The 24,136-nt window shown below is 66.1% G+C and carries 18 protein-coding genes; 6 read left to right on the plus strand and 12 right to left on the minus strand.

All coding sequences use genetic code 11. From position 1 onward, the window contains the following. Positions 1-317: 317 nt before the first annotated feature. A complete protein-coding gene (uvrA, locus tag ACTG4K_RS04925; RefSeq protein WP_439113073.1) occupies positions 318-6,398 on the minus strand; it encodes an excinuclease ABC subunit UvrA in 6,081 nt (2,026 codons plus the stop codon). Positions 6,399-6,508: 110 nt separating this feature from the next. Here uvrA and ACTG4K_RS04930 point away from each other — a divergent pair, with 110 nt between their 5' ends. Then, on the plus strand, positions 6,509-7,021 hold the full coding sequence (locus ACTG4K_RS04930) for a hypothetical protein (protein ID WP_439113074.1): 513 nt from the start codon (positions 6,509-6,511) through the stop codon (positions 7,019-7,021). A 102-nt stretch (positions 7,022-7,123) separates the two neighbouring features. Here ACTG4K_RS04930 and ACTG4K_RS04935 read toward each other — a convergent pair whose 3' ends face one another. The 3 genes from ACTG4K_RS04935 to ACTG4K_RS04945 all read right to left on the minus strand — a co-directional run bounded on the left by ACTG4K_RS04935 (position 7,124) and on the right by ACTG4K_RS04945 (position 12,285). Next, positions 7,124-7,561, minus strand: coding sequence for a universal stress protein (locus tag ACTG4K_RS04935; protein WP_439113075.1), 438 nt, complete (start codon positions 7,559-7,561; stop codon positions 7,124-7,126). A gap of 135 nt (positions 7,562-7,696) precedes the next feature. Beyond that, positions 7,697-10,507 carry a formate dehydrogenase subunit alpha gene (gene fdhF / locus ACTG4K_RS04940; protein ID WP_439113076.1) on the minus strand — a complete coding sequence of 937 codons (2,811 nt, stop codon included), beginning with the start codon at positions 10,505-10,507 and terminating at the stop codon, positions 7,697-7,699. Next, complete coding sequence (locus ACTG4K_RS04945; RefSeq protein ID WP_439113077.1) at positions 10,504-12,285, minus strand: NADH-ubiquinone oxidoreductase-F iron-sulfur binding region domain-containing protein; 1,782 nt, start codon at positions 12,283-12,285, stop codon at positions 10,504-10,506. Before ACTG4K_RS04945 ends, fdhF begins: the two co-directional genes overlap by 4 nt. A 75-nt stretch (positions 12,286-12,360) precedes the next feature. Between ACTG4K_RS04945 and ACTG4K_RS04950 the strand changes: the two genes are divergently transcribed. The 5 genes from ACTG4K_RS04950 to thpD all read left to right on the plus strand — a co-directional run bounded on the left by ACTG4K_RS04950 (position 12,361) and on the right by thpD (position 17,220). Beyond that, positions 12,361-13,440 carry a substrate-binding domain-containing protein gene (locus ACTG4K_RS04950; protein ID WP_439113078.1) on the plus strand — a complete coding sequence of 360 codons (1,080 nt, stop codon included), beginning with the start codon at positions 12,361-12,363 and terminating at the stop codon, positions 13,438-13,440. Positions 13,441-13,905: 465 nt separating this feature from the next. Beyond that, positions 13,906-14,442, plus strand: a complete 537-nt coding sequence (ectA, locus tag ACTG4K_RS04955; RefSeq protein WP_439113079.1) for a diaminobutyrate acetyltransferase — start codon at positions 13,906-13,908, stop codon at positions 14,440-14,442. 93 nt (positions 14,443-14,535) lie between these two features. After that, positions 14,536-15,801, plus strand: coding sequence for a diaminobutyrate--2-oxoglutarate transaminase (gene ectB / locus ACTG4K_RS04960; RefSeq protein WP_439113080.1), 1,266 nt, complete (start codon positions 14,536-14,538; stop codon positions 15,799-15,801). 59 nt (positions 15,802-15,860) lie between these two features. After that, positions 15,861-16,250, plus strand: coding sequence for an ectoine synthase (locus ACTG4K_RS04965; protein ID WP_439113081.1), 390 nt, complete (start codon positions 15,861-15,863; stop codon positions 16,248-16,250). A gap of 22 nt (positions 16,251-16,272) precedes the next feature. Further along, positions 16,273-17,220 carry an ectoine hydroxylase gene (thpD, locus tag ACTG4K_RS04970; RefSeq protein ID WP_439113144.1) on the plus strand — a complete coding sequence of 316 codons (948 nt, stop codon included), beginning with the start codon at positions 16,273-16,275 and terminating at the stop codon, positions 17,218-17,220. 38 nt (positions 17,221-17,258) lie between these two features. Here the strand turns inward: thpD and ACTG4K_RS04975 are convergent, their stop codons facing one another. The 8 genes from ACTG4K_RS04975 to ACTG4K_RS05010 all read right to left on the minus strand — a co-directional run bounded on the left by ACTG4K_RS04975 (position 17,259) and on the right by ACTG4K_RS05010 (position 24,134). Further along, positions 17,259-17,930 carry a 2-hydroxychromene-2-carboxylate isomerase gene (locus ACTG4K_RS04975; RefSeq protein ID WP_439113145.1) on the minus strand — a complete coding sequence of 224 codons (672 nt, stop codon included), beginning with the start codon at positions 17,928-17,930 and terminating at the stop codon, positions 17,259-17,261. Positions 17,931-17,958: 28 nt separating this feature from the next. Beyond that, the gene (locus ACTG4K_RS04980) at positions 17,959-18,174 is read right to left on the minus strand and encodes a DUF1289 domain-containing protein (RefSeq protein ID WP_439113082.1); all 216 of its coding nucleotides are present in this window, start codon (positions 18,172-18,174) and stop codon (positions 17,959-17,961) included. Continuing rightward, the gene (locus ACTG4K_RS04985; RefSeq protein WP_439113083.1) at positions 18,171-18,719 is read right to left on the minus strand and encodes a YbaK/EbsC family protein; all 549 of its coding nucleotides are present in this window, start codon (positions 18,717-18,719) and stop codon (positions 18,171-18,173) included. Before ACTG4K_RS04985 ends, ACTG4K_RS04980 begins: the two co-directional genes overlap by 4 nt. A gap of 45 nt (positions 18,720-18,764) precedes the next feature. After that, positions 18,765-19,412, minus strand: coding sequence for a LysE family transporter (locus ACTG4K_RS04990; protein ID WP_439113084.1), 648 nt, complete (start codon positions 19,410-19,412; stop codon positions 18,765-18,767). Between the two features lie 5 nt (positions 19,413-19,417). Beyond that, a complete protein-coding gene (locus ACTG4K_RS04995; RefSeq protein WP_439113085.1) occupies positions 19,418-20,329 on the minus strand; it encodes a hydroxymethylglutaryl-CoA lyase in 912 nt (303 codons plus the stop codon). Between the two features lie 116 nt (positions 20,330-20,445). Next, complete coding sequence (locus tag ACTG4K_RS05000; protein WP_439113086.1) at positions 20,446-21,366, minus strand: 2-hydroxyacid dehydrogenase; 921 nt, start codon at positions 21,364-21,366, stop codon at positions 20,446-20,448. Positions 21,367-21,405: 39 nt separating this feature from the next. Beyond that, positions 21,406-23,412 (minus strand): acetyl/propionyl/methylcrotonyl-CoA carboxylase subunit alpha, encoded by a 2,007-nt coding sequence (locus ACTG4K_RS05005; protein ID WP_439113087.1) that lies wholly within the window; start codon positions 23,410-23,412, stop codon positions 21,406-21,408. A gap of 8 nt (positions 23,413-23,420) precedes the next feature. Next, complete coding sequence (locus ACTG4K_RS05010) at positions 23,421-24,134, minus strand: DUF4126 domain-containing protein (RefSeq protein WP_439113088.1); 714 nt, start codon at positions 24,132-24,134, stop codon at positions 23,421-23,423. Between the last annotated feature and the right edge of the window lie 2 nt (positions 24,135-24,136).

Consider the following 24,136-nt stretch of genomic DNA (forward strand, 5'->3'; position numbering starts at 1 on the left):
AGCGGCGGCCCAGACGGCGCAGCAGCGGCGCAGCCCAGCGCCAGCGCGTGCCCAAAACACCCTCGGCATCGCTGATCGCCCCGCAGCGATAGAGGCGTTGAGCAGCATCCCAACGCAGCGCATCACATGCCCCCACCCGCTTGCGTGAAATGAGTTGCCCCAACGGACAAGGCTCGGCCAGGCAACACAAGCCACAGCCGTTGCATGGCAAGCCCAACGCCGGTTTGGACGGGGCCGCGGGGTGGATGTGGATGACTTGATGGGATTCCAAGGACGACCTCACGACGGCTTCGACAAGCTCAGCCCGCTCCCCCGCATCAGGCCCTGGCCAACACCGGCCCCAGCACCTTGCCGGTGTGTGTGCCCAGCTGCACCACATCCTCCGGAGGTGCCGCCGCCACGATGAGACCGCCACCGCCGCCGCCCTCCGGCCCCAGGTCGATGATCCAGTCGGCTTCGGCCATCACGTCCAGATCGTGTTCGATCACGACCACGCTGTGCCCGCCGTCCACCAGGCGGTGCAGCACGCGAATCAGCTTTTCCACATCGGCCATGTGCAGCCCCACCGTGGGTTCGTCCAACACATAGAGCGTGTGCGGCGCCTTCTGGCCACGCCGGCCCACGTCGTCGCGCACCTTGCTGAGTTCGCTCACCAGCTTGATGCGCTGGGCCTCGCCGCCGCTGAGCGTGGGGCTGGGCTGGCCGAGCGTGAGGTAGCCCAGGCCCACGTCTTTCAGCAGCTGCAGCGGGTGGCTGATGTTGGGCATGGCGGCGAAGAATTCCACCGCTTCGTCCACTTCCATCTGCAGCACGTCGCCGATGCTTTTGCCTTTCCAGCTGACGGCAAGGGTCTCGGGGTTGAAGCGCGCACCGTGGCACACCTCGCAGGGCACTTTCACGTCGGGCAGAAAGCTCATTTCGATGGTGCGCATACCTTGGCCTTCGCAGCCCGGGCAGCGGCCTTCGCCGGTGTTGAAGCTGAAGCGGCCCGGCCCGTAGCCGCGCGCTTTGGCTTCCAGCGTGTCGGCAAACAGCTTGCGCACCGTGTCCCAGAAGCCGATGTAAGTGGCGGGGCAGCTGCGCGGGGTTTTGCCAATGGGGGTCTGGTCGACTTCGAGCACGCGGTCGACCACTTCGGCGCCCAGCAGTTTGTCGCAGCCGACCCAGGTGGGGCGTTCGCCTTTTTCGTCCCAGGCGGTGCGGCCTGCAAAGGTGCTGCGTTGGCTGACGGCGGCGGCCACGTTGGTGAGCAGCACGTCGCGGGCAAAGGTGGACTTGCCGGAACCGCTGACGCCGGTGATGACCACCAGGCGCTGCAGCGGGACGGTGGCGGTGAGGTTCTGCAGGTTGTGCAGGCGGGCGCCGCGGACTTCGAGCCAGTGGTTATCGAGCTGGATGGGCGCGAGAGGTGTGGGCGTTGACACCGCTGAAATGGGGTCAGAGCCCGATTTCGTTCGGCGCTTAGCACTCCGCTCAGGCGGCTGTCCTGCATCGGGATCTGACCCCTTTTCAGCTGTCGCCACCTCTCCAGCCGCAGTCGACACAAGCCGCCTGGGTTGCAGCGGATGCTTCATGGCGTGCAGCAGGTAGCGGCCGGTCACCGACTCGGCGCTGGCCGAGAGATCGGCCACCGTGCCCTGCGCCACCACGCGACCACCACGTTTGCCGGCGCTGGGGCCGATGTCGATGATGTGGTCGGCGCGGCGGATGGTGTCTTCGTCGTGCTCCACCACCACCAGCGTGTTGCCCATGTCGCCGAGCTTGTGCAGGGCGTTGAGAAGGATGGCGTTGTCGCGCGCGTGCAGCCCAATGGTGGGCTCGTCCAGCACGTAACACACGCCCTGCAGGTTGCTGCCCAGCTGCGCCGCCAGGCGAATGCGCTGCGCTTCGCCGCCGCTCAGTGTGGGGGCGCCACGGTCGAGCGTGAGGTAGTTCAGGCCCACTTCTTCCAGGAAGGCGAGGCGGCTCTCAATTTCGGGCAACAGGTCGCGGGCAATGTCGGCCTCGCGGGGGCTGAGTACGGCCTCTTTCAGCAAACCCTGCACCCAGCTGCGGACCTCGTTCACCGACAAACGCGCCACGTCGGTGATGCCCAGACCGGCCTGACCCGTCTTCGCCTGTGCGCCAAACTTCACCGCCCTCGCCTGCGCATTCAGCCGCGTGCCTTCGCAAGCCGGGCAAGGCCGGTCCACCAGATCTTCCACCTCGGGCTCGGCAAAGCTCTGCTCGCGGCCGCGCTCCTTGTCGTCGCGCACCGAGTCGTCCAACGCCTTGCGCTGCTCGCGCGAGAGCGCCAGACCGGTGCCCACGCAGTCAGGGCACCAGCCGTGTTTGCTGTTGTACGAAAACAGGCGCGGGTCCAGCTCGGGGTAGCTGGTGGCGCAGACCGGGCAGGCGCGGGTGGTGGAAAACACTTCCAGCTTGCCCAGCCCCACGGTGGAGGTGCCGTCGGCCAGCGCCTGGGACAGGCCGTCCAGCGGGTGCAACACATGTACCTGCCCTTTACCGATTTCCAGCGCCTTGGTCAGCTGCGTGCGCAGCCAGGCTTCGTCAGCGGGGTTCACCACGCCGTCGGCCACGGGCAGTTCAATGGTGTGTTCTTTGAAACGATCGATGCGCGGAAAACCGGTGGTGGGTAAAAATTCGCCGTCCACCCGCAGGTGGGTGTGGCCGCGCGGGCGCGCCCAGTCGGCCAGCTCGGTGTAGACACCCTTGCGGTTCACGACCAGCGGCGCGAGCAGGCCAATGTGCTGGCCCTTGTAGCGCTGAAGAATGGCGGCAGCGATGCTGTCGGGGCTCTGCGGCATCACGGCTGCGCCATCGTGTACGCAGTGCTGCGTGCCCAGCTTCACATAGAGCAGGCGCAGAAAGTGCCACACCTCGGTGGTGGTGCCCACCGTGCTTTTGCGACCGCCGCGGCTGAGCCTCTGCTCAATCGCCACCGTGGGCGGAATGCCGTAGACCGCGTCCACCTCGGGCCTCCCGGCCGGTTGCACGATGCTGCGCGCGTAGGCGTTGAGCGATTCGAGGTAACGCCGCTGGCCTTCGTTGAACAAAATGTCAAACGCCAGCGTGGACTTGCCCGAGCCGCTCACGCCCGAGATCACGTTGAACTGGCCGCGAGGGATGTCCACGCTCAGGTTTTTGAGGTTGTGCTCCTTGGCGTTGACGATGCGGATGGCATTGCTGTGACCTTCCTGGCGCGCCGCCGCCGCATGCTGGCGCTGGGGCTGCTGCAGGTAGTCCGTCAACCGGCCTTCGTGCACCGCGTGCACTTCGCCCATGGACGCCGCGTAATCGCGCAGCGCCTTGGCGGTGTGACTGGTGGGGTGCAGCCGCACCTCTTCCGGCGTGCCTTCGGTCACGATCAGGCCACCGGCCACGCCACCTTCGGGACCGAGGTCAACCAGCCAGTCGGCGGCGCGAATCACGTCCAGGTTGTGCTCGATCACGATCAGCGAATGACCCGCGTCGAGCAGCTTGCGCAGGCTGCGCATGAGTTTGGCGATGTCGTCAAAGTGCAGGCCGGTGGTGGGCTCGTCGAACAGAAACAGCGTGCCTTTGCGCGACAACGGCTGGCGGCTGGCGCTGGCCGTTTTCGCGGCTTCAGCCAGAAAGCCTGCGAGCTTCAAGCGCTGCGCTTCGCCGCCCGACAGCGTGGGCACCGGCTGGCCCAGTTTCACGTATTCCAGACCCACGTCCACGATGGGCTGCAGCGCGCGAATAACGTCGCGGTCGGCCGCAAACAGCGCAGCGGCTTCGCTCACTGTGAGGTCCAGCACGTCGGCCACGTTGAGCAAACGCCCGCCGCGCTCGATGCGCACTTCGAGAATTTCGGGCCGGTAGCGTTTGCCATCGCAGTCGGGGCAACGCAAATACACGTCGCTCAAAAACTGCATTTCCACATGCTCGAAACCCGAACCGCCGCAGGTAGGGCAGCGCCCATCGCCACTGTTGAAGCTGAACTTGCTCGCCGTGTAGCTGCGCTGGCGCGACAGCGGTGCGTCTGCAAACAGGGCGCGCACGGCGTCCCACGCGCCCACGTAGCTCACCGGGTTGGAACGCGCGGTCTTGCCAATCGGCGACTGGTCCACGAACACCACTTCACTCAGGTGGTCGGCCCCCAGCAGGCGGTCGTGTGCGCCCGGTGCGTCGGTGGACTTGCCGAAGTGGCGCAGCAGGGCGGGTGCAAGCACGTCCTGGATCAGGCTCGACTTGCCCGAGCCCGAGACACCGGTGACCACCACCAGGCGCTGCAACGGGAACTCCACACTCACGTTTTGCAGGTTGTGCTCGCGTGCGCCTTCCAAAATCAGGCGGTGCGTGCTGTCGGTCACCATGCGCTTGAAACCCATGCCCACGGTCTTGCGCGCGCCCAGATAAGCGCCGGTCAGTGTGTCGGCGCTGCGAATGGCTTCGGGCGTGCCGTCGAACACGATTCTGCCGCCCCGCTCGCCCGGGCCGGGGCCCATGTCGATCAGCCGGTCGGCGGCGAGCATGACGGCTGGGTCGTGCTCCACCACCACCAGCGTGTTGCCCGCATCGCGCAGGCGCAGCATGGCCTCGTTGATGCGCGCCATGTCGCGCGGGTGCAGGCCGATGCTGGGTTCGTCCAACACAAACAGCGTGTTCACCAGCGAGGTGCCGAGCGCCGTGGTGAGGTTGATGCGCTGCACCTCGCCGCCGCTGAGCGTGCGGCTCTGGCGGTCCAGCGTGAGGTAGCCAATGCCCACCTCACACAGGTAACGGATGCGGGTGTTGATTTCTTCAAACAGCAGACGCACCGCCTGCGCCTGGCCGGCACCGGCCAGGTCGGAACCCGCCGGGACCAGCGTCTTGTCCAGCGCGGCAAAGAACACCCGCAGTTTGTCCAGCGGCAGCAGCATCAGGTCGTGCAGGCACAGGCCGGGCAAGGCTTCCAGCTGCGCGCGCGACCACTTCACACCCTTGGGCAAATAGCGTTTTTCGGGCGGCAGCACCGCGTCGGCCTGGGCTTTGGTGCCGATGCGCCACAACAGGCTGTCGGTTTTCAGGCGCGCGCCGCCGCAGCTGGGGCATTCGGTGTAACTGCGGTACTTGGACAAGAGCACCCGGATGTGCATCTTGTACGCCTTGCTCTCCAGGTATTCAAAGAAACGGTCCACACCAAACCAGTGCTGGCTCCATTTGCCGTTCCAGTTGGGCGAGCCCGTTTTCACCCAATGCTGCTGCTCGGGCGTGAGCTTGTTCCAGGGCGTGTCGCGCGGTATGCCCGCCGCCTCGGCGTGGCGCATCAGGTCGTCTTGCGCCTCTTTCCAGGCTGGCGTTTGAAACACCTTGATGGCACCACCACGCAACGTGAGCTTGTCGTTCGGAATAACCAGGCCGTAGTCCACCCCGATGACGCGCCCAAACCCCCGGCAGGCGTCACAGGCGCCCACGGCGGAGTTGAACGAAAACATCGACGGCGCGGGGTCGGTGTAGCGGATGTCGCTTTCCGGGCAGTGCAGGCCGGTTGAGAACCGCCAGATCTGTTCAGCGCCCTCTTCGGGCAAGACATAAACCATCAACTTGCCACTGCCGCGCTTGAGGCCAGCCTCTATCGCTTCCAACACCCGGGCCTGCTCGGCGGTGCCCATGCGGAAACGGTCGGCCACCACGTCAAGCACTTTGAGCGACTCACTGGCAGCGGGCCCTTTGGGCGCCTTGGCTTTGGTGGTCTTGGCAGCCTTTGCATCGGGCGCGGGTGCCGCGCGCTGCACGGTGCGCTCGGCCTGTACCCGCGTGTAACCGCTGGCCGAGAGCCATTGCTCGATCTCTTCCGGCGTGGTGCTGGCGGGCAATTCCACCGGAAACGTCACCACCAGCCTCGGGTCATTGAGCGCTAAACAGCGCTTCTGCAACTCCGCATAGATCGACTCCGGCGAATCGTGTCGCACCGGCAGCGCGGTCTCGCGGTCGAACAGATCAGCCCCGCGCGCAAACAAGAGCTTGAGGTGGTCGTTCAGCTCGGTCATCGTGCCCACGGTGGAGCGCGAGCTGCGCACCGGGTTGGTCTGGTCGATGGCGATGGCGGGCGGCACGCCGTCCACCCGGTCCACGGCCGGCTTGTCCATGCGGTCGAGGAACTGGCGCGCGTAGGCGCTGAAGGTTTCCACGTAGCGGCGCTGGCCTTCGGCAAACAGCGTGTCAAATACCAGGCTGGACTTGCCCGAACCGCTCGGCCCCGTCACCACCGTGAGCTCGCCCGTGCGGATGTCGAGGTCGATGTTCTTCAGGTTGTGCTGGCGCGCACCGCGGATGCGAATCAACCCGGTGCCGCCTTCGGCAGATCGGTTGCCATTGGTGTTGCCAAGCGCAACAGACGAAGACGGGGTGGCAGCGACTTCAGGGTCGGCGGGCGGGAAAGCGTCGGACATGCAGCGGCTCCAGTGGGGGAGCCAAACATTCTACGGAGGCGCAGCCAACCCGGCGCTTTGGTGCGTCATATCCCCAATGCAAAGGCTTCACTCGGGCGGGCCTGGCACCGGTGAAGCAAGAAAAGCTTGCGCGCGACAAACCCGACTTTTCTGCGCTCACGGGCCGGGTCTTTCAGGCCGACGCGGTGAAAGCGGTGCGTGCTGCGGGCGCACCGGTGGTCACGCTGTCCAACAACGCGTCCGACGGTTTCATCCAACCGCTGGGCGATCACGCGCGCGGCGTGATCGTGACCCAAGTGTTGCCCAACGAACGCTCCGTGGCGTTTCCATTGATCAAGGAAGCACAGGATCTGGCCAAAGCGAAGGGGCTCGACGGTGTGTTGCCCGCCATGATGGAAGGCTTTGACGCCGCCAAGGTGCTCCGCCAAGGTGCTGTTAGAAGGTCTGCGGCGCGCGGGGCCCAACCCGACCCCGGCGGCACTGCGCGACGCGCTGGAAAGCATGCGCAACTTCAACATTGGGGGCCTGTCGATCAGCGACAGCCCCACCAACCACACCGGTCTGGATTTCGCCGACCGGTCTATCGTTGGCGCCTCGGGGCGGTTTCGGCGCTGAAGAGATAGCCCCACGCTCCACCGCTGCGCGGATCGCCGCCCCCCCGAGGGGGCTGGGCCTGCCTTGGGGCGGCCCGGCGGCTGGCCCCTGTGCTGCGCAGGCTCAGCCGCTCAGGACTTGACGATCAGCACCGGCACTTTGGCATGCGTGAGCACCTTTTGCGCCACGCTGCCCAAGATGAGCGCCTTGATGCCCTGGCGGCCGTGGGAGCCCATGACCACCAGATCGCAGCCCTCAGCGTCGGCGGTTTCCAGAATGCCTTCGTAGACCACATTGCGTTCAATGGTGTCGCCGGCAAAGGTCACGCCTTCGGCGGCACACACTTTGCCCACCGCGTCGAGCGCCTGGCTGGCAGCGGCCTTGGCTTCCGTCAGGTAGGCCTGCAAACCCACAGCCGACGCATCGCCAATGCCGATGTAGGGAAACGGATCGATCACGTACACACCAATCATCTGGGCGCCCTGGCTTTTGGCCAGTTGGGCGGCGGTGTTGGCCGCGATGGCCGCTTGCGAGGAGCCGTCGGTGGGCACGAGAATTTTTTTGAACATGGCGAGTCTCCGGGTGGGTGAAGGCATGACAGGTAACCGAGCGGGGTTGAACACCCGGCCACCACGAAAAGCTATCTTACCGGCCCATGGCGGCGCAGCGCTTGAGACGTATCAAGAAACGGGCTGCCGGGTAGCTCAGGCGCTGGCCGCACACACGTTGACCGCGCAGTATTTCAGTTCCGCGATCTTGCCCACCGGGTCGAGCGCCGGGTTGGTGAGCAGGTTGGCGGCGGCTTCGGCGTAGGCAAACGGGATGAACACGGTGTCGCGTGGCATGCCCTGGTCCAGCCGCACCGCCAGCACCACGCTGCCGCGGCGCGATTGCACCAGGGCGTTGTCTCCTGCGGCCAGGCCGTTGCGGGCGGCGGTGTCGGGGTGCAGGCTCACCACCGGGCCTGGTTCCACCGCGTCCAGCACCTGGCTGCGCCGCGTCATGCTGCCGGTGTGCCAGTGCTCCAGTTGGCGTCCGGTGATGAGCACCAGCGGGTAGTCGGCGTCGGGCGTCTCGGCCGGTGGCGTGAGCGCGGCGGGCACCAGCCGGGCCTTGCCGGTGGGCGTGGGAAAGTGGTCGGTGAACACCACCGGCTGGCCGGGGTCGGCCTCGTTGTTGACGGGATAGGTGACGGCGCCCTCGCGCTGCAAGCGCGCCCACGACAAGCCGCTGATGCTGGGCATCAGCGCGCGCATTTCTTCAAATACGGCGCCAATGCCTTCGCTGGCTTGCGCGCTGGCGGTGCCGTCGGGCGCCACACCGTAGGCCCAGGCCAGGCCGAGGCGGCGCGCCAGTTGTTCGGTGATCCAGGCGTCGGCCCGCGCCTCGCCGGGCGCCGCCACGGCCTTGCGGCCCAGTTGCACACAGCGATCGGTATTGGTGACGCTGCCGGTTTTCTCAGGCCAGGCGGTGGCGGGCAGCACCACGTCGGCCAGGCTGGCCGTTTCGGTCAGAAAAATGTCTTGCACCACCAGGTGCTGCAGCCGGGCCAGCGCTTCGCGGGCATGGGTGGCGTCGGGGTCGCTCATGGCGGGGTTTTCGCCCTGAACGAGTATGGCGCGGATCTGTCCGTCAAACGCAGCGTTGACGATTTCCACCACCGTCAGGCCGGGCTCGCTGCCCAGCGTGCCGGGCGGCACACCCCAGAGCTGCTCGGCTTGGGCGCGCACCGCGGGTTCGCTCACGCGCTGGTAGTCGGGCAGCACCATGGGGATCAGGCCGGCGTCGCTCGCGCCCTGCACGTTGTTTTGCCCGCGCAAGGGGTGCAAGCCGGTGCCGGGGCGGCCAATCTGGCCGGTAATGAGCGACAGGGCGATGAGGCAACGCGCGTTGTCCGTGCCGTGGGTGTGCTGGCTCACCCCCATGCCCCACAGGATCATGCTGTTGCCCGCCGTGGCGTAGGCGCGGGCCACCTCGCGCAGGGTGGCGGCGTCGATGCCGCACACCGGCGCCATGGCTTCGGGCGAAAAGTCGGCCACATGGGCCTTGAGCTGCGCAAAGTCCAGCGTGTGCTGCTCGATGTAAGCGGTGTTGGCCAGCCCTTCAAAAATGATGGTGTGCAGCAGCGCGTTGAGCAAGGCCACGTCGGTGCCGGGCTGAAAGCCCAGGTGTTTCCAGGCGTGGCGGGCGAGCTCGGTGCGACGCGGGTCGGCCATCACCAGACGGGTGCCGCGTTTCACCGCGTTCTTGATCCAGGTGGCGCCCACTGGGTGGTTTTGCGCCGGGTTGGCGCCGATGATGAGCACGAAGTCGGCGTATTGCACATCGCGCAGCGGGTTGGTGACAACGGCCGAGCCCAGGCCTTCCATGAGCGCGGCCACGCTGGAAGCGTGGCACAGCCGGGTGCAGTGGTCCACGTTGTGCGTGCCAAACGCGGTGCGGATGAGCTTCTGAAACAGGTAGGCTTCTTCGTTGGTGCCCTTGGCCGAGCCGAAGCCGGCCACCGGCCCCAGGCGCCCACGCTCAGAGGTGCTGGCCATGGCGCGCTGAAAGCCGGCGACGGCAGCGTCCAGGGCTTCGTCCCAGGTGGCTTCGCGAAACAGCTCGCTCCAGTGGCGGTGCATCACGTTGGTGGGATCTTTGGGCGCATCGACACGGCGCACCAGCGGCTTCGTCAAGCGTTCGGGGCTGTGGGCGTAGTCGAAACCAAAGCGGCCTTTCACGCACAAACGCTCTTCGTTGGCCGGGCCGCCTGCGCCCTCGACGTGTGCAATTTTTCCGTCGCTGACGTGGTAGGTGAGCTGGCAGCCCACACCGCAGAACGGGCACACCGAGTCCACCTGCTGCTGCGAGGCATGGGCGTAGGCGCCGTTGGCCGGTGCAATGGCGCCGGTAGGGCAGGCCTGCACGCATTCGCCGCAGGCCACACAGGTGCTGGCGCCCATGGGGTCGTTCTGGTCAAACACGATCTGCGCATGGCCACCGCGAAACGCCAGGCCCAGCACGTCGTTGCCCTGCGTCTCGCGGCAAGCGCGGATGCAGCGGGTGCACTGAATGCAGGCATCCAGGTTGACGGCCATGGCAGGGTGGCTGGTGTCTGGCAACACCGGCGCCCGCGCTGGAAAACGCCCCGGCGCAGCGCCCGCCACCTGCGCCCAGTGGGCCAGTTCACTGTCGTGTTTCAGCGCCTGGGTGTCGGGCGCATCGGACAGCAACAGCTCCAGCACGGTTTTTTGCGCGGCGCTGGCGCGCGGGCTGTCGGTGGTCACCGCCATGCCCGGCTGCGGTGCACGGCAGCACGATGGCGCCAACACGCGTTCGCCCGCCACCTCGACCACGCAGGCGCGGCAATTGCCGGGGCTGCGCAGGCCATCGGTGTGGCACAGGTGGGGAATGGCCACGCCCACGCGCTGCGCCACTTTCAAAATGCTTTCGCCTGGCGCGGCTTCCACCGGCTGGCCGTTGAGCGTGAAGGCCACGGGGGCCTGATCCTGGGGCAGGTCTGCGGCGTTCATGCGGTCACCTTGGTGGCTGTGGAATCTGTGGCAACAGCGGTGGCGCTTGTGCAGGTCACCTCGTGCGCAAAGTAGCGCAACACCGAGTCCATCGGATTGGGTGCGGCCTGGCCCAGTCCGCAGATGGAGGCATCGCGCATGACCTGCGAGAGCTCGCCGAGCAGCGGCGCGTCCCACACCGGGGATTGCATCAGCTGCACGGCCTTGGTGGTGCCGGCGCGGCACGGCGTGCATTGGCCGCACGACTCGTGTTCAAAAAACCGCATCAGATTGAGCGCGGCGCTGCGTGCGCTGTCGTGCTGGCCCATCACCACCACCGCCATGGAACCCAGAAACGCGCCGTGCTCGGCCAGGGTGTCAAAGTCCAGTGGCACGTCGGCCAGCGCCGCTGGCAAGATGCCGCCCGAGGCGCCACCGGGCAGGTAGGCGTAGAGCGTGTGGCCTTCGGCCATGCCGCCCGCGTATTGGTCCACCAACTCGCGCAGCGTGATGCCCGCCGGTGCCAGGTAAACGCCCGGCTGGCGCACCCGGCCCGACACCGAGAAACGCCGCAAGCCGCTGCGCCCGCGCAGGCCGTGTGCCGCCAGCCAGGCGCCGCCTTTGCCCAGAATGTCGGGCAGCCACCACAGCGTTTCCAGGTTGTGCGCCAGCGTGGGCCGGCCAAACACGCCGTGGGTGGCCACGATGGGCGGGCGCAGGCGCGGCAGGCCGCGCTTGCCTTCCACCGACTCGATAAGGGCCGACTCCTCACCGCAGATGTAGGCACCCGCGCCGCGCCGCAGCTCGATCTGCGGCGGGGTGTAGCCGGGGTATTGCAGCGCCAGGCCCTGCAGCCGGGCGTGCAAACTGGTGAGCTCGCGTTCCAGCAGGCCGCGTGCGTCGTGGTATTCGTCGCGCAAATACAGCCAGATGCGCTCAGCACCCACCACCTGCGCGGCAATCAGCATGCCTTCCAACACCTGGGGCGCGCCACCCTGCGGGCTGGTGAGCACATGGCCGTCTTTGAAGGTGCCCACCTCGCCCTCGTCGATGTTGACCACCATGTAACGCGGCCCGGGCTGGGCGCGCACGGTTTCCCATTTGCGCCAGGCCGGAAAGCCCGCGCCACCCAGGCCGCGCAGGTTCGAGGTTTTCAGTTCGGCCAGCACCTGTTCCGGGCTCAGTTCGCCAGACAGCAGGCGCTGCAATTGCGGCAATTCGGACTGCACCGGTTCGGGCAGCTGGCGCGGCACCGTTTCCCCGCGCGCCAGCAAGTCGTTGACCGCGTCCACGCTGGCGTGTGGCAGCTGGCGCTGACCCACGCAGGCCGCCGGCGCGCTGTGGCACTGGCCAATGCACGGCGCCGCCTGCACCCGCACAGCCCGGTTGCCCGATAGCTCCGCCTGCAGATCACGCAACAAGCCGTCGCCACCGGCCATCGCACACGACAGACTGGTGCAGACCCGCACCACCGTTTCAGGCACGGGCGCATCGTCGCTCACCACCTCGAAGTGGTGGTAAAAGCTGGCCACCTCAAACACCTCCACCTGGCTCAAGCGCAAGCGCTCGGCCAGCGCGACCAGCTGGCCGTGGCGCAGCGCGCCTTCGGCATCTTGCAGGCGGTGCAGGTGCTCAATCAGCAGGTCGGCTCGTGGCGCCAGCCCTTCGCACAGCGCGGCCACACGCTCGCGCGCGGCGGGCGCCACCTGCCGGCCCTTGGGCGTGTAGCGCGGGCGGGCACGGACGGTCTCGGCCGGGCGAATGGGAATGACCAACGGGGTTCGGGTGGTGCTTGACATCGTTTCAGCGTAGCACCGGGGCGCCGTTCAAATATGTTCATAATTTCATAAAGTCAAACCGGAACGCCCCACACCATGCTGCGCATCACCTTGCAACCCCAATGGCACATCGGCCGCGACGGTGACGAGGGCGCCGCGGCTCTGGACGCCAACGCCCTGCTGCAGCTGCTGGCGGCGGTGCAGTCGTCGGGCAGCATCGCGCAGGCAGGGCGCGAAGTGGGTTTGTCTTACCGGCACGCCTGGGGGCTGCTGCAACAGGCCGAGGCGCTGCTGGGCGAACCGCTGCTGACGCGGGGGCGGGGCCGCGGCTCGGCGCTCACGCCGCTGGCGCAGCAGCTCATCTGGGCCGACACCCGCATTGGCGCGCGGCTGCAGCCGCTGCTGGCGTCGCTGGCGTCTGAACTGGAAGGCGAGCTGGGCCGTGTGCAGCGCCGCGAGCAGGCGGTGCCGCGCCTGCATGCCAGCCACGGCTTTGCTGTGGCCGCGCTGCACGAGCAGCTGACCGCGCGCCAGGTGGCCGTGGAACTGCGCTACCGCAACAGCCTGGAGGCGGTGGCGGCGCTGGCGCAAGGCGACTGCGACCTGGCGGGTTTTCATGTGCCGCTGGGTGAGTTTCAGCCCGCAGCGGCACAGCGCTACCAGGTGCTGCTGCAGCCCGGTGCGCACCGCCTGGTGCACTTGGCCGTGCGCACCCAGGGCCTGTTTGTGGCGCCCGGCAACCCGCTGGGTATTCGCGGGCTGGACGACCTGAAGCGGCGCGAGCTGCGCTTTGTGAACCGGCCCGAAGGCTCGGGCACGCGGGTGCTGACCGAGCTGCTGCTGCAGCGCCACGGCATCGCGCCGCGCCGGGTGAGCGGCTTTGAGAACACCGAACTCACGCACGCGGCCGTAGCGGCTTTCGTGGCCAGTGGCATGGCCGACGTGGGCATTGGCGTGCAAACCGCAGCGCACCGCTTTGGGCTGCATTTCATACCGCTGCTGAAGGAACGCTACTTTTTTGCCGTGCCCACAGAAGCCCTCGCACGTGCCGACATGCGGCCGGTTCTGGCGGTGCTGCAGTCGCCCGCGTTTCGGGCGCGGGTGTCGGCGCTGAAGGGCTATGAAGCGGCGGGCACGGGGCAGGTGCTGACGCTGGCCGACGCGTTCGGGAGCTAAAACAGGCGTCCATCGAAAGCCGTCAACCGGCTGAAAAAGCGATCAAAAAAAAACATCGCCATGCGCCTGAAGACCCACATTTTCGGCCGAAAAAATCGACTTGGAACAGCCCTTTTCTTCATGTATCCGATGGCAAAAGTTCAACGCCCGAAGGCGGTGAATTGCGGCAGCACACCGCCCGAAAAAACCCAAAGGGTTGCGCTGACCCGCTCAGAGGGGTAGACTAAAAAAAGCAAAGGGGCACCGCCCTTTCATGCAAACAGTGCGCTTGCTTTGCCTTTCAGGCAGCCCCAGCATCCACTGATCTCGTTCAACGGCCATTGGGTCGCTTGAGTTTTTTTGTAGGTCCCTGCACCAGGGGCCGACCGGCCAGAAACACCGCTTCGCAGCGTTGGATCGAACCGGCTCGCCAGAAGCCTCGCCTTGCGTTCTCGCAACGGGACTTCACCACAAACAACCCACGGCATGACCCATACCGACAGGACCACCCACACCTCCCCATCCCCTTTTGTTTTTCGTGCTGCAGGCCCCAGCGATGGCGCTGCCGTCTGGCGCTTGGTGCAAGCAACCGGCGCGCTCGAACCCAACACCCCGTATTGCTACCTGCTGCTGGTCACAGACTTCGGTGACACCTGCCTGGTCGCGGAACAAGACGGTGAGGTGGTGGGCGTGGTGCTCGGCTACCACCCGCCGCGCGAGCCGGAGACGGCGTTTGTCTGGCAGATCGGCGTGATGCCGGCCCTGCGCGGACGTGGCTTGGGCCTGCGCATGCTGCAGGCATGGATGGCGTTGCCAGCCAACGCCCACTGCGAATGGGTCACCGCCACGGTGGCCGAAGACAACCCGGCCTCTCGGGCCTTGTTTGGCCGGCTGGCCGCCACACACCAGACCCGGTGCGAGGTGCTGCCGCACTTTCTCGCTGACCAGTTTCCGCACGAGCATCCCGCTGAACCGCTGTACCGGATCGGCCCGCTTGCGCGTGGCGTGCCCGCGCACGCCTGACCCCGCGCACTGCGACGGCCTGCAATGGGCCGGTGTTGCACACATCCCGTCCTGGGGCGCAGTGCATTTGGCATTTTTTGAAAGGATCCCGCCATGAATATTTTTGAACAACACGAGTCCGAGGTGCGTGGCTATTGCCGCAGCTTTCCTGCCGTGTTTGCATCAGCCAAGGGCGCATGGATGACCGACAACAAAGGCCGCCGCTACCTGGACTTTTTCAGTGGCGCTGGCGTGCTGAACTACGGCCACAACCCCGACAAGATCAAGCAAGCCTTGCTCGCTTACCTGGTGCGAGACGGCATCACCCACACGCTGGACATGTACAGCGAAGCCAAGGAAGCGTTTATTCAACGCTTTCACGACGTGATCCTGCAGCCACGCGGGCTGTCCTACAAATTTCAGTTCCCCGGCCCGACTGGCACCAATGCGGTGGAAGCTGCGCTCAAACTGGCACGCAAAGCGACCGGGCGTGAACAGGTGGTGGGCTTCACCAACGCCTTTCATGGCATGACGCTGGGGGCGCTGGCCGTGACCGGCAACGGCTTCAAGCGCGCCGGCGCAGGGGTGAGCCTGAACCACGCCACGTCGATGCCATTTGATGGCTACATGGGCACCGACACCGACACGCTGGATTACTTCGAGTCAATGATCATCGACGGTGGCAGCGGCATGGAGTTGCCTGCGGCCGTGATTCTGGAAACGGTGCAGGCGGAGGGTGGCGTGAACGTGGCCAGCGTCGAATGGATTCGGCGTTTGCGCGAGATCACGGCACGCCACGGCATTGTGCTGATCGTGGACGACATCCAGGTGGGCTGCGGGCGCACCGGCCACTTCTTCAGCTTTGAAGAGGCCGGCATCGTGCCCGACATGGTGACGCTGTCGAAGTCGCTCTCGGGCTATGGCCTGCCGCTGGCGCTGGTGCTGATCAAACCGGAGCTGGACCAATGGGCTCCGGGCGAGCACAACGGCACCTTCCGAGGCCACTGCCCGGCGTTTGTCACCGGTACCGCCGCCCTGAGTTTTTGGACCAACACCTTGCTGCAGGACGCCGTGGGCCAGAAAAGTGCCCTGGCATTTGATCGCCTGCACCAGATGCTGAAACGCCAGGGGGTGGAGGCACCCGTGCGTGGCCGCGGACTGATTCAGGGCGTCGAGTTCGCAGAACCGGGCCTGGCCACACGCATTTCGCAAGCCTGCTTCGAACGCGGGCTGATCATTGAAACCGCCGGCATCGACGACCAGGTGCTCAAGCTATTGCCCAGCCTGACCATCAAGGAAGGCGAATTGCTGCATGGACTCGACACCATCGAAACCAGCCTGCAGGCCGTTCTGCGCCAGGACATGCGCAAAGCCGCCTGAACGCTGAACCCGCACCCGCACCCGCACCCGCACACAAACCAAACAAAGGACACAAGCACATGATCGTCAAACACCTCGAAGACATTCTGAACACCAGCGCCGACGTGGACGCCGAAGGCTGGACCAGCCGCCGCCTGATTTACAAAGACGCAGGCATGGGCTACTCGGTCAACGACACGATCATCAAGCCCGGTGCCGTGCTGGAAATGGAATACAAAAACCATTTCGAGACCGTGTATTGCATTGAAGGTGCCGGCGAGATCACCGATCTGGCCACCGGCCAAACGCACGACATCCGGGTCGGCACGCTCTACGCCCTGAACCACCACGACCGGCACATCCTGCGGGCCAACAAGGGCACCCACATGCGCATGGTCTGCGTGTTCAACCCGCCACTGACCGGGCGCGAAGTGCACGACGCCACCGGTGCCTACGCACTGGCCGACTGACAGGAGGACATCCATGACCAGCATGACCGGCATGGGTGTGGCCGCCACACCCACACTCGACCGACCCCGCAGCGACGACCGCTACCCCTCGCGCTTCGAGCCGCGAGCCCGCATCACAGACCGCCTTGATCCGGTGGTCTACGGCTCGCCCGACGACGGACCGCTGAGCGCAAGCCAGCTGCATTTTTACCTCGACAACGGCTACCTGAACTTCGAGGACCTGCTGGGTCCCGAGGAAGTCCAGGCCTGTCTGGACGAGCTGCAACGGCTGCGCAGCGACGAAGCCATCAAGACCGCCGACCAGGCGGTGATCGAACCCGGCAGCCGCGAGCTGCGTTCGATCTTTGAAGTGCACCGCAGCAGCGAGGTGTTGCGCCATCTGGCCAACCACCCGAAGCTGGTCGCCATCGCTCGCCAGTTGCTCGGCAGCGAGGTCTACATCCACCAGTCGCGCGTGAACTACAAGGGCGGCTTCCGAGGCAAGGAGTTCTACTGGCACTCCGACTTCGAGACCTGGCATGTGGAAGACGGCATGCCCGCCATGCGTGCGGTGAGCTGCTCGATCGCCCTGACGCCCAACACGCCCTACAACGGCCCCCTGATGTTGGTGCCAGGCTCTCACCAGCGCTATGTCTCGTGCGTGGGTGCAACGCCTGCGGAACACTACAAACACTCCTTGAAGCAGCAAGACGTGGGTGTTCCCGATGACGACAGCCTCACCCAGCTGGTGCAGGAATTCGGCATCACCGCACCCACGGGCCTGGCGGGCGCCGTCACGTTCTTTGACTGCAACGTGATGCACGGCTCCAACTCGAACATCACGCCACTGCCGCGCAGCAACGTGTTCATGGTCTTCAACAGTGTGCACAACACGCCTGTGGCGCCCTTTTGTGGCCTCGCGCCCCGGCCCAACTTCATTGCCGAGCGGCTGGACTTCAGGCCTGTGGGTGCTGTGATGGACGCAACCTGACCCCGTCACGCCCCCAGTTGAAGCACGGGCTGAATCAGTCAGCGGCGCGCCACACCCACGGGCAGGCGCGCCGCCGCCTCCCAGGCGCCCGATTCAAACCAGGCATCGCCATCAAGGTAGGCGCGCAGCATGGGCAACGCATCAAGGCCCCAGAACACATGACCGTCCAGCACCAGGGCGGGCACACCAAACAGGCCCAAGGCCAGGGCCTCGTCGGTGTTGGTGCGCAGGCGCTGCTTCACCACCTCGCCGTCGGGCGGGTTCCAGAGCTTGTTCCGCTGGGCCATGTGGTCTTGCAGCAGCGTCTGCAAGGCGCCCAACCGAGCCGCGTCGGTGGCGTTGTGGCCACCGCGCCAGGCGTGGTGAAACAGCTGGCTGGTGACATAGCGGTTGGTCTCGCCGGGCGCGTCGTCCGTGGCGGTGGCCAGCCCCAGGCGCAGCAGCGCCAGCGGGTTGAACGGGTGGGCTGCGGGCAACTCAAGCGGCACACCGTGGTGCTGCGCGAGCCAGCTCACCTGACGGTAAGTCCAGTCGCGCTTGGCGGGTATTTCGGCCGGGCCCAGCTGGCCATTGGCTTTGAGCAGCGCCGCAAACAGCACCGGTTTGTAGCGCACACACACACTGTGCCCCATGAGCGCTTCGGGCAATCGCTCAAACGCCAGGTAGGCGTAAGGCGAAATCGGGTCGTAATAAAACGCGATGTCGTGCAGGGTGTCGTTGCTCATGGGCTGGCCTTCGTCAGGCGGATTGACGCGCTTCGATACGTTCCCACACCACCAGCTTGTCGGCATCGCTCAACTGGCCCCAGGCCGCGATTTCCTGCAGCGTGCGATAACAGCCTTTGCAACTGCCGTCGCGCTCGTTCAGCTCGCAAATGGACACACAAGGCGACGGCACGCCAGGGCCGGAGTGGTGCTCGCGCGCATCGCGCAGGTTGATGAGTGGGGTGGTCATGGTGGGGTGGGCTCGGCGGGGGGTGCTGCGGTCACGTCGTGCACGGGCGCACCGGTCAGGGTTTGCAGATCGCTCGGACTCAGGCGAAACACCCCATGCGGGTGGCCGGCAGCGGCCCAGATTTCACCAAACCGAAACAGCTGCGCATCGATCAGCGTCACGGGTGGCGTGGCATGCGCCAGTGGCGACACGCCACCGATGGAAAACCCCGTTTTGGTCTTCACAAAGTCGGCATCTGCACGGCCCAGCTTGCCGCCTTCGGCACACACAATGGCCTGCACCTTTTTCTCGTCCACTCGCAGGTCGCCCGAGGTAATGACGAGCACGGCCGCAACGTCGCCCGAGGGGTGGTTTTTGCGCCTGAAGATGATGCTTTTGGCGATCTGGCCCAACGACACGCCAAGCGCGTCGGCCGCCTGCTGCGCGGTGCGCGCGGCGTCGCTCAGCATCACGGGGGTGTGCGGGTGGCCGAGCGCGGCCAGTTCGGCGGTGACGCGCTGCACACCAGCGGACCGCTCGGGGGTATTCAAGCTTGCTTCACTCATGGGCGGCAATGGTAGCGGGGCGCCCTTGCCCCGGGTGGTGTAGGGTCAGGCACCCGCGCGCTTCACCATGATCAGGCTGGCGCCCATGGCCATCAGCACGCCGCCAAACACGCGATTTTGCGCACGCCGGGCTTTGGCGGTGGCCAGCCAGCGCTGCGCGCGTGAGGCAAGGAAAGCGTAGCCGTGCATCACCACCAGATCGACCCCGATTGAGGTGACCAACAGAATCAGCAACTGCAACCAGAGCGGGCGGTGGGGGTCGATGAACTGCGGCAACACCGCCACCATGAACACGATGCCTTTCGGGTTGGTCACATTGGTCATGAAACCGGTCAGCACCCGCTCACGCACCGTGGGTAACCCCGGGTGCTTCACCAGCGCGTTGCCAGCTGCGGGCGCCTGCGCGTCAACCGGCGAGCGCCACTGCTTCAGGCCGAGCCAGATAAGGTAAGCGGCGCCCAACACCTTGACCACCGTGAACGCGGTGGCCGACGCCAGCAAGAGCGCCCCCACACCCACGCCGGCAATCAACAAAATGACCGCCAGCCCCAGCTGCAGCCCTGCAATGGTGGCGCTGGCCTGGCGCACACCATAGGCCAGACCGTGGCTCATGGACAGCACCGCGCCCGAGCCGGGCGATATGGCGATGACCCAGGAAGCGGCAAAAAAAGCAAGCCAGACGTTGAGTTCCATCGCACTCAACCCTGGCGCTTGGCCATCAAGGCCCGCGCCACGCGCGAGCCGCTGGGGCGGCTCAGAAATTGGCTGATGAACTGACCGGCGTCCACCAGCGCGTCCAGATCGATGCCGGTTTCAATGCCCATGCCGTGCAGCAGGTACACCACGTCTTCGGTGGCCACGTTGCCCGTGGCGCCCTTGGCGTAGGGGCAACCGCCCAACCCGGCCACGGACGACTGGAAGTTCCACACGCCCAGTTCCAGCGCGGCCAGCGTGTTGGACAGCGCCTGGCCGTAGGTGTCGTGGAAATGGCCGCTGATGTGGTCGATGTCGAAATGCCGGCGCGTGGCCTCAATGGCTGCTTGCACGCGCCTGGGCGTTCCCACACCAATGGTGTCGGCCACGTCCACCCGCTGTACGCCGATGCCCTTCATGAGCCCGGCCAGGTAAGCCACGCGCTCGGGCGCAATGTCGCCCTCATAAGGGCAACCCACGGTGCAGCTCATGGCGCCGCGCACCGCAATACCGGCCGCGAGCGCCGCCGCCACCACCGGCGCGAAACGCTCGATGCTCTCGGCGATGGAGCAGTTGATGTTCTTCTGGCTGAAGGCCTCGCTGGCGGCGCCAAACACCACGATCTCGTCGGGCTTGTCTTGCTGAGCAGATTCGAAACCCTTGAGGTTGGGCGTGAGCACCGAGTAGCGCACACCGCTCTGGCGCGCGATGCCCGCCATCACCTCGTGGTTGTCGGCCATCTGCGGCACCCACTTGGGGCTGACGTAGCTGGTCACTTCGATTTCCTTCAGACCGGCGGCCTGCAGGCGGTGCACCAGCTCGATCTTGACGGCGGCGGGCACCGGCTGCTTTTCGTTCTGCAAACCGTCGCGTGGTCCGACGTCGATGAGCCGGACTTGGGAAGGGATGGCGTTCATGGAGAAGTCCTGTTCAATAGCGTGGACCACCGCAGAGCGGGCTTTGCCAGGCTGCAGGTGTGCCCTTTAAGGGGGATGCGGCAACGCACAGCGCGCCAGCAACGGGGGTGTTCATGTCAATAGCCCCGGATCGGGTCCACGACACCCGCAACCGGCTGGCCCGCATCCATCGCGCGGATCTTGCCTGCGATCTGCGCGATGCTCTCATCGCGCAGCGTGCGCGCCGAGGTGTGCGGCGTGACGGTGATCTTCGGATGGGTCCAGAACGGATGTTCTGCGGGCAGCGGCTCGGTGCGGAACACGTCCAGCGTGGCGCCGGCCAGGTGGCCGCTCTCCAGCAGGGCGAGCAGGTCGGACTCGACCAGGTGCGCGCCGCGTGCCACGTTGATCAGGTAGCCGCCGGGTTTGAGTTTGCCGAGCGTGTCGCGGTTCAGAATGTCTTTGGTATCGGCCGTCAGCGGCAGCAGGTTGACCAACACCCGGCTGGACGACAGGAAGGTCTCAAAGCCCACCTCGCCGCTGTAGGTCATCACGCCTTCAATGGCCTTGGGGGTGCGGCTCCAGCCGTGCACCGGAAAGTCAAACACCCGCAGCGACTTGGCCACCCGCTCTCCGAGCACGCCCAGCCCCATCACGCCGACCGCGAAGTCCTTGCGGTCGCGGGGCTTGCGGTACGACCATTGGCCTGCCTTCACATCGGCTTCGTAGCCATCGAACTCGCGGAAATGGCGAATGACGGCGTGGCACACGTATTCGGCCATTTGCACCGACATACCCGCATCGTCCAGCCGCACCACTTTCACGCCGGGCGGCAGCCGCAGCTTGAGCAGCGCGTCCACCCCTGCGCCGATGTTGAACAGGCCCTTGAGCGCCTGCTGCTCGTCCAGAAACTGTTGGGGCGGCGCCCAGACCACCGCGTGGTCGGCCTGCGGCGCGCCAGGTTGCCACACGCTCACAGAAGCCTCGGGACATGCGGCGCGAAGGCCGGAAAGCCAAGGCTCGGCCTTGGTGTCGGTGCAGCAAAAAGTGATGTTCATGCGGCGAGCTTAACGGCGGTACGTGACACGGCTTGGGCATCAAGCCGTCTGAATCTTCAGCAGCTCGCTGCCCTCAGCCACCTGGTCGCCAGGCACATACAGCAGCTCGGCCACGGTGCCATCGGCCGGCGCGGCAATGGTGTGCTCCATCTTCATGGCTTCCATCACCGCGAGCGGCTGGCCCTTCTTCACCGCGTCACCGGCTTTCACTGAGAACGACACCACCTTGCCCGGCATGGGCGCGGTGAGGCGCCCGCCTTCGGCCGCCACCTCGCCCGCATGGGCCAGGGCATCGAGCTCGGTGATCTGGGCCGCGCCGAGGTCGCAGAACAGGTGCACGGTTTCACCGAGCTGCCAGGTCTGTACGGTCTGGCGCTGACCGTTGAATTGCAGGTCGATCAGGATGCCGCTTTCGGCGGGCAGCGGCTTGAATTCGAGCACCGCGCTGGTCTCGCCCAGGGTGAGCTTGAGGGCACCGTCGTGCATGTAGGTCAGCGTGGCCATCAGCGGTTCGCCTTGGTATTCAAAGTCGAAACGGCGCTGCGCCAGGCCAAACGGGCGCCATCCGTCGGTGCGCGAAAACGGGTCCTTGCCCTCCCCGGCCTTCTCATGCACCAAGGTCTGGGCCACAGCGGCGGCCACAGCCAGGTTCAGCCCCACCTTGTCCTGGTGGAACAGCACGTCTGCTTCGCGCGGAATCAGCGCGGTGTCCAGATTGGCCTGGGCGAACGAGGGGCTGGCAACCACATGGCGCAGGAACTGCACGTTGGTGGACAGGCCGACGATGCGGGTTTGTGCCAACGCGGCGTCCATCTTGGCCAGCGCCTCGGCGCGGGTGCGGCCGTGCACGATGAGCTTGGCGACCATGGAATCGTAGAACGGACTGATGGCATCGCCCTCGCGCACGCCGTCGTCGACGCGCACCGCCCCTCTTTCAAAACTGGTGCAGGCGGGCTTGCGGTACACGTCGAGCCGGCCGGTGGCGGGCAGGAACTGGTTGTCCGGCGTCTCAGCGCAGATGCGGGCTTCGATGGCGTGACCGTCAATGTGCAACTGCTCCTGCGTCAGCGGCAGCGGCTCGCCGCTCGCCACACGCAGCTGCCATTCCACCAGGTCCAGTCCGGTGATGGCCTCGGTTACCGGGTGCTCCACCTGCAGGCGGGTGTTCATCTCCATGAAGTAGAAGCGCATGCCACCCTCGGGCGGCTGCTCGACGATGAATTCCACCGTGCCTGCACCCACGTAGTTCACAGCGCGCGCCGCTGCCACCGCGGCCAGGCCCATTTGCTGGCGCAGCTCGGGCGTCATGCCCGGTGCGGGCGCTTCTTCCAGCACCTTCTGGTGGCGCCGCTGCACCGAGCAGTCGCGCTCGAACAGGTACACGCAGTTGCCGTGGGTGTCACCGAACACCTGGATCTCGATGTGTCGCGGGCGCTGCGCGTATTTCTCCACCAGCACGGCGTCGCTGCCAAAGCTGTTGATGGCCTCGCGCTTGCACGACGCGAGCGCTGCCGCAAAGTCTTCAGACTTCTCGACCGCGCGCATGCCCTTGCCACCGCCGCCGGCGCTGGCCTTGATCAGCACCGGGTAACCGATACGGTCGGCCTCGTGTTGCAGCATGTGCGGGTCCTGGTCGGCGCCGTGGTAACCCGGCACCAGCGGCACGCCGGCGCTTTCCATTAGGCGCTTGGACTCGGCCTTCAGGCCCATGGCCAGGATGGCGCTGGCGGGCGGGCCGATGAACACCAGACCGGCTTCAGCGCAGGCGTTGGCGAAGGCTTCGTTTTCGCTCAGAAAGCCGTAGCCGGGGTGGATGGCCTGCGCGCCGGTGGCCTTGGCGGCGTCGAGGATGCGCTGCCATTGCAGGTAGCTGTCTTTGGGCGCGCTGCCCCCGATGTGCACCGCCTCGTCGCAGGCCGCCACGTGTTTGGCGCTGGCATCGGCGTCGGAATACACGGCCACGGTGCGCACGCCCATGCGGCGGGCGGTGGCGGCGACGCGGCAGGCGATCTCGCCTCGATTGGCAATCAGGATTTTGGTGAACATGCAGTTTCCTAGGCAGAAGCAGGTGAAAAGAAAGATCGCGCCCGGCGGAACACCGCGCGCAAGAACTTGAACAACATCCAGGTGACGATCCACATCAGCACCACGGCGATGGCCAGCGACACGCCGAACGCCAGCGGGTGGTTGGTGGCCAGCCAGACTGCACCCACCACCAAGCCGTCTTCGACCAGGCTCATGGCGATGTTGGAGAACGGCTCGGGCGAGGTGTTGATGGCGGCGCGTGTGGTGGTTTTGGCGGCCTGGCTGCTGGCGGCCAGCGTGCCGCCAAGCAGTGCGCCCACCAGCGCCATGGTGGCGCTGTCGGCGCCCAGCGCACCGGCGGCCAGCGCCGCACCAGCGGGGATGCGGATCACGCTGTTGACCATGTCCCACAGCGAGTCCAGGCCCGGGATCTTGTCGGCAAAAAACTCCACAAACAGCAGGGCACCGCTGGTGGCCAGCAGCGCCGGATGCTGCAGCACCTGCAGGCCTTCGGGCAAGGGCATCCAGCCCAGCGCACCCGATGCACCCACCAGGAACACCACCGCGTAAAGCCGGAAACCGCTGACCCAGCCCAGTGCAGCGGCCAGCGCGAGCAGGCTGGGCATGTCGAGCCCGCTGGCGGCTTGTGCAGCGCCCGCGCCCACGGCATCGGCCACACCCGCACCGGCGGGCAAGCCCACGCTGTGCAGCCATGCGACCAGAGAGGACCAGAGGGCGTCCATGT

It is taken from the genome of Hydrogenophaga sp. (assembly GCF_965657535.1).
Lineage (GTDB): Bacteria > Pseudomonadota > Gammaproteobacteria > Burkholderiales > Burkholderiaceae_C > Hydrogenophaga.

Excerpts from the sequence above, each read along its gene's own strand:
- uvrA (WP_439113073.1), bottom strand. The coding sequence starts at position 6,398 with ATGTCCGACGCTTTCCCGCCCGCCGACCCTGAAGTCGCTGCCACCCCG.
- ACTG4K_RS04935 (WP_439113075.1), bottom strand. The coding sequence starts at position 7,561 with ATGTTCAAAAAAATTCTCGTGCCCACCGACGGCTCCTCGCAAGCGGCC.
- fdhF (WP_439113076.1), bottom strand. The coding sequence starts at position 10,507 with ATGAACGCCGCAGACCTGCCCCAGGATCAGGCCCCCGTGGCCTTCACG.
- ACTG4K_RS04945 (WP_439113077.1), bottom strand. The coding sequence starts at position 12,285 with ATGTCAAGCACCACCCGAACCCCGTTGGTCATTCCCATTCGCCCGGCC.
- ACTG4K_RS04950 (WP_439113078.1), top strand. The coding sequence starts at position 12,361 with ATGCTGCGCATCACCTTGCAACCCCAATGGCACATCGGCCGCGACGGT.
- ectA (WP_439113079.1), top strand. The coding sequence starts at position 13,906 with ATGACCCATACCGACAGGACCACCCACACCTCCCCATCCCCTTTTGTT.
- ectB (WP_439113080.1), top strand. The coding sequence starts at position 14,536 with ATGAATATTTTTGAACAACACGAGTCCGAGGTGCGTGGCTATTGCCGC.
- ACTG4K_RS04965 (WP_439113081.1), top strand. The coding sequence starts at position 15,861 with ATGATCGTCAAACACCTCGAAGACATTCTGAACACCAGCGCCGACGTG.
- thpD (WP_439113144.1), top strand. The coding sequence starts at position 16,273 with ATGACCGGCATGGGTGTGGCCGCCACACCCACACTCGACCGACCCCGC.
- ACTG4K_RS04980 (WP_439113082.1), bottom strand. The coding sequence starts at position 18,174 with ATGACCACCCCACTCATCAACCTGCGCGATGCGCGCGAGCACCACTCC.
- ACTG4K_RS04985 (WP_439113083.1), bottom strand. The coding sequence starts at position 18,719 with ATGAGTGAAGCAAGCTTGAATACCCCCGAGCGGTCCGCTGGTGTGCAG.
- ACTG4K_RS04990 (WP_439113084.1), bottom strand. The coding sequence starts at position 19,412 with ATGGAACTCAACGTCTGGCTTGCTTTTTTTGCCGCTTCCTGGGTCATC.
- ACTG4K_RS04995 (WP_439113085.1), bottom strand. The coding sequence starts at position 20,329 with ATGAACGCCATCCCTTCCCAAGTCCGGCTCATCGACGTCGGACCACGC.
- ACTG4K_RS05000 (WP_439113086.1), bottom strand. The coding sequence starts at position 21,366 with ATGAACATCACTTTTTGCTGCACCGACACCAAGGCCGAGCCTTGGCTT.
- ACTG4K_RS05005 (WP_439113087.1), bottom strand. The coding sequence starts at position 23,412 with ATGTTCACCAAAATCCTGATTGCCAATCGAGGCGAGATCGCCTGCCGC.
- ACTG4K_RS05010 (WP_439113088.1), bottom strand. The coding sequence starts at position 24,134 with ATGGACGCCCTCTGGTCCTCTCTGGTCGCATGGCTGCACAGCGTGGGC.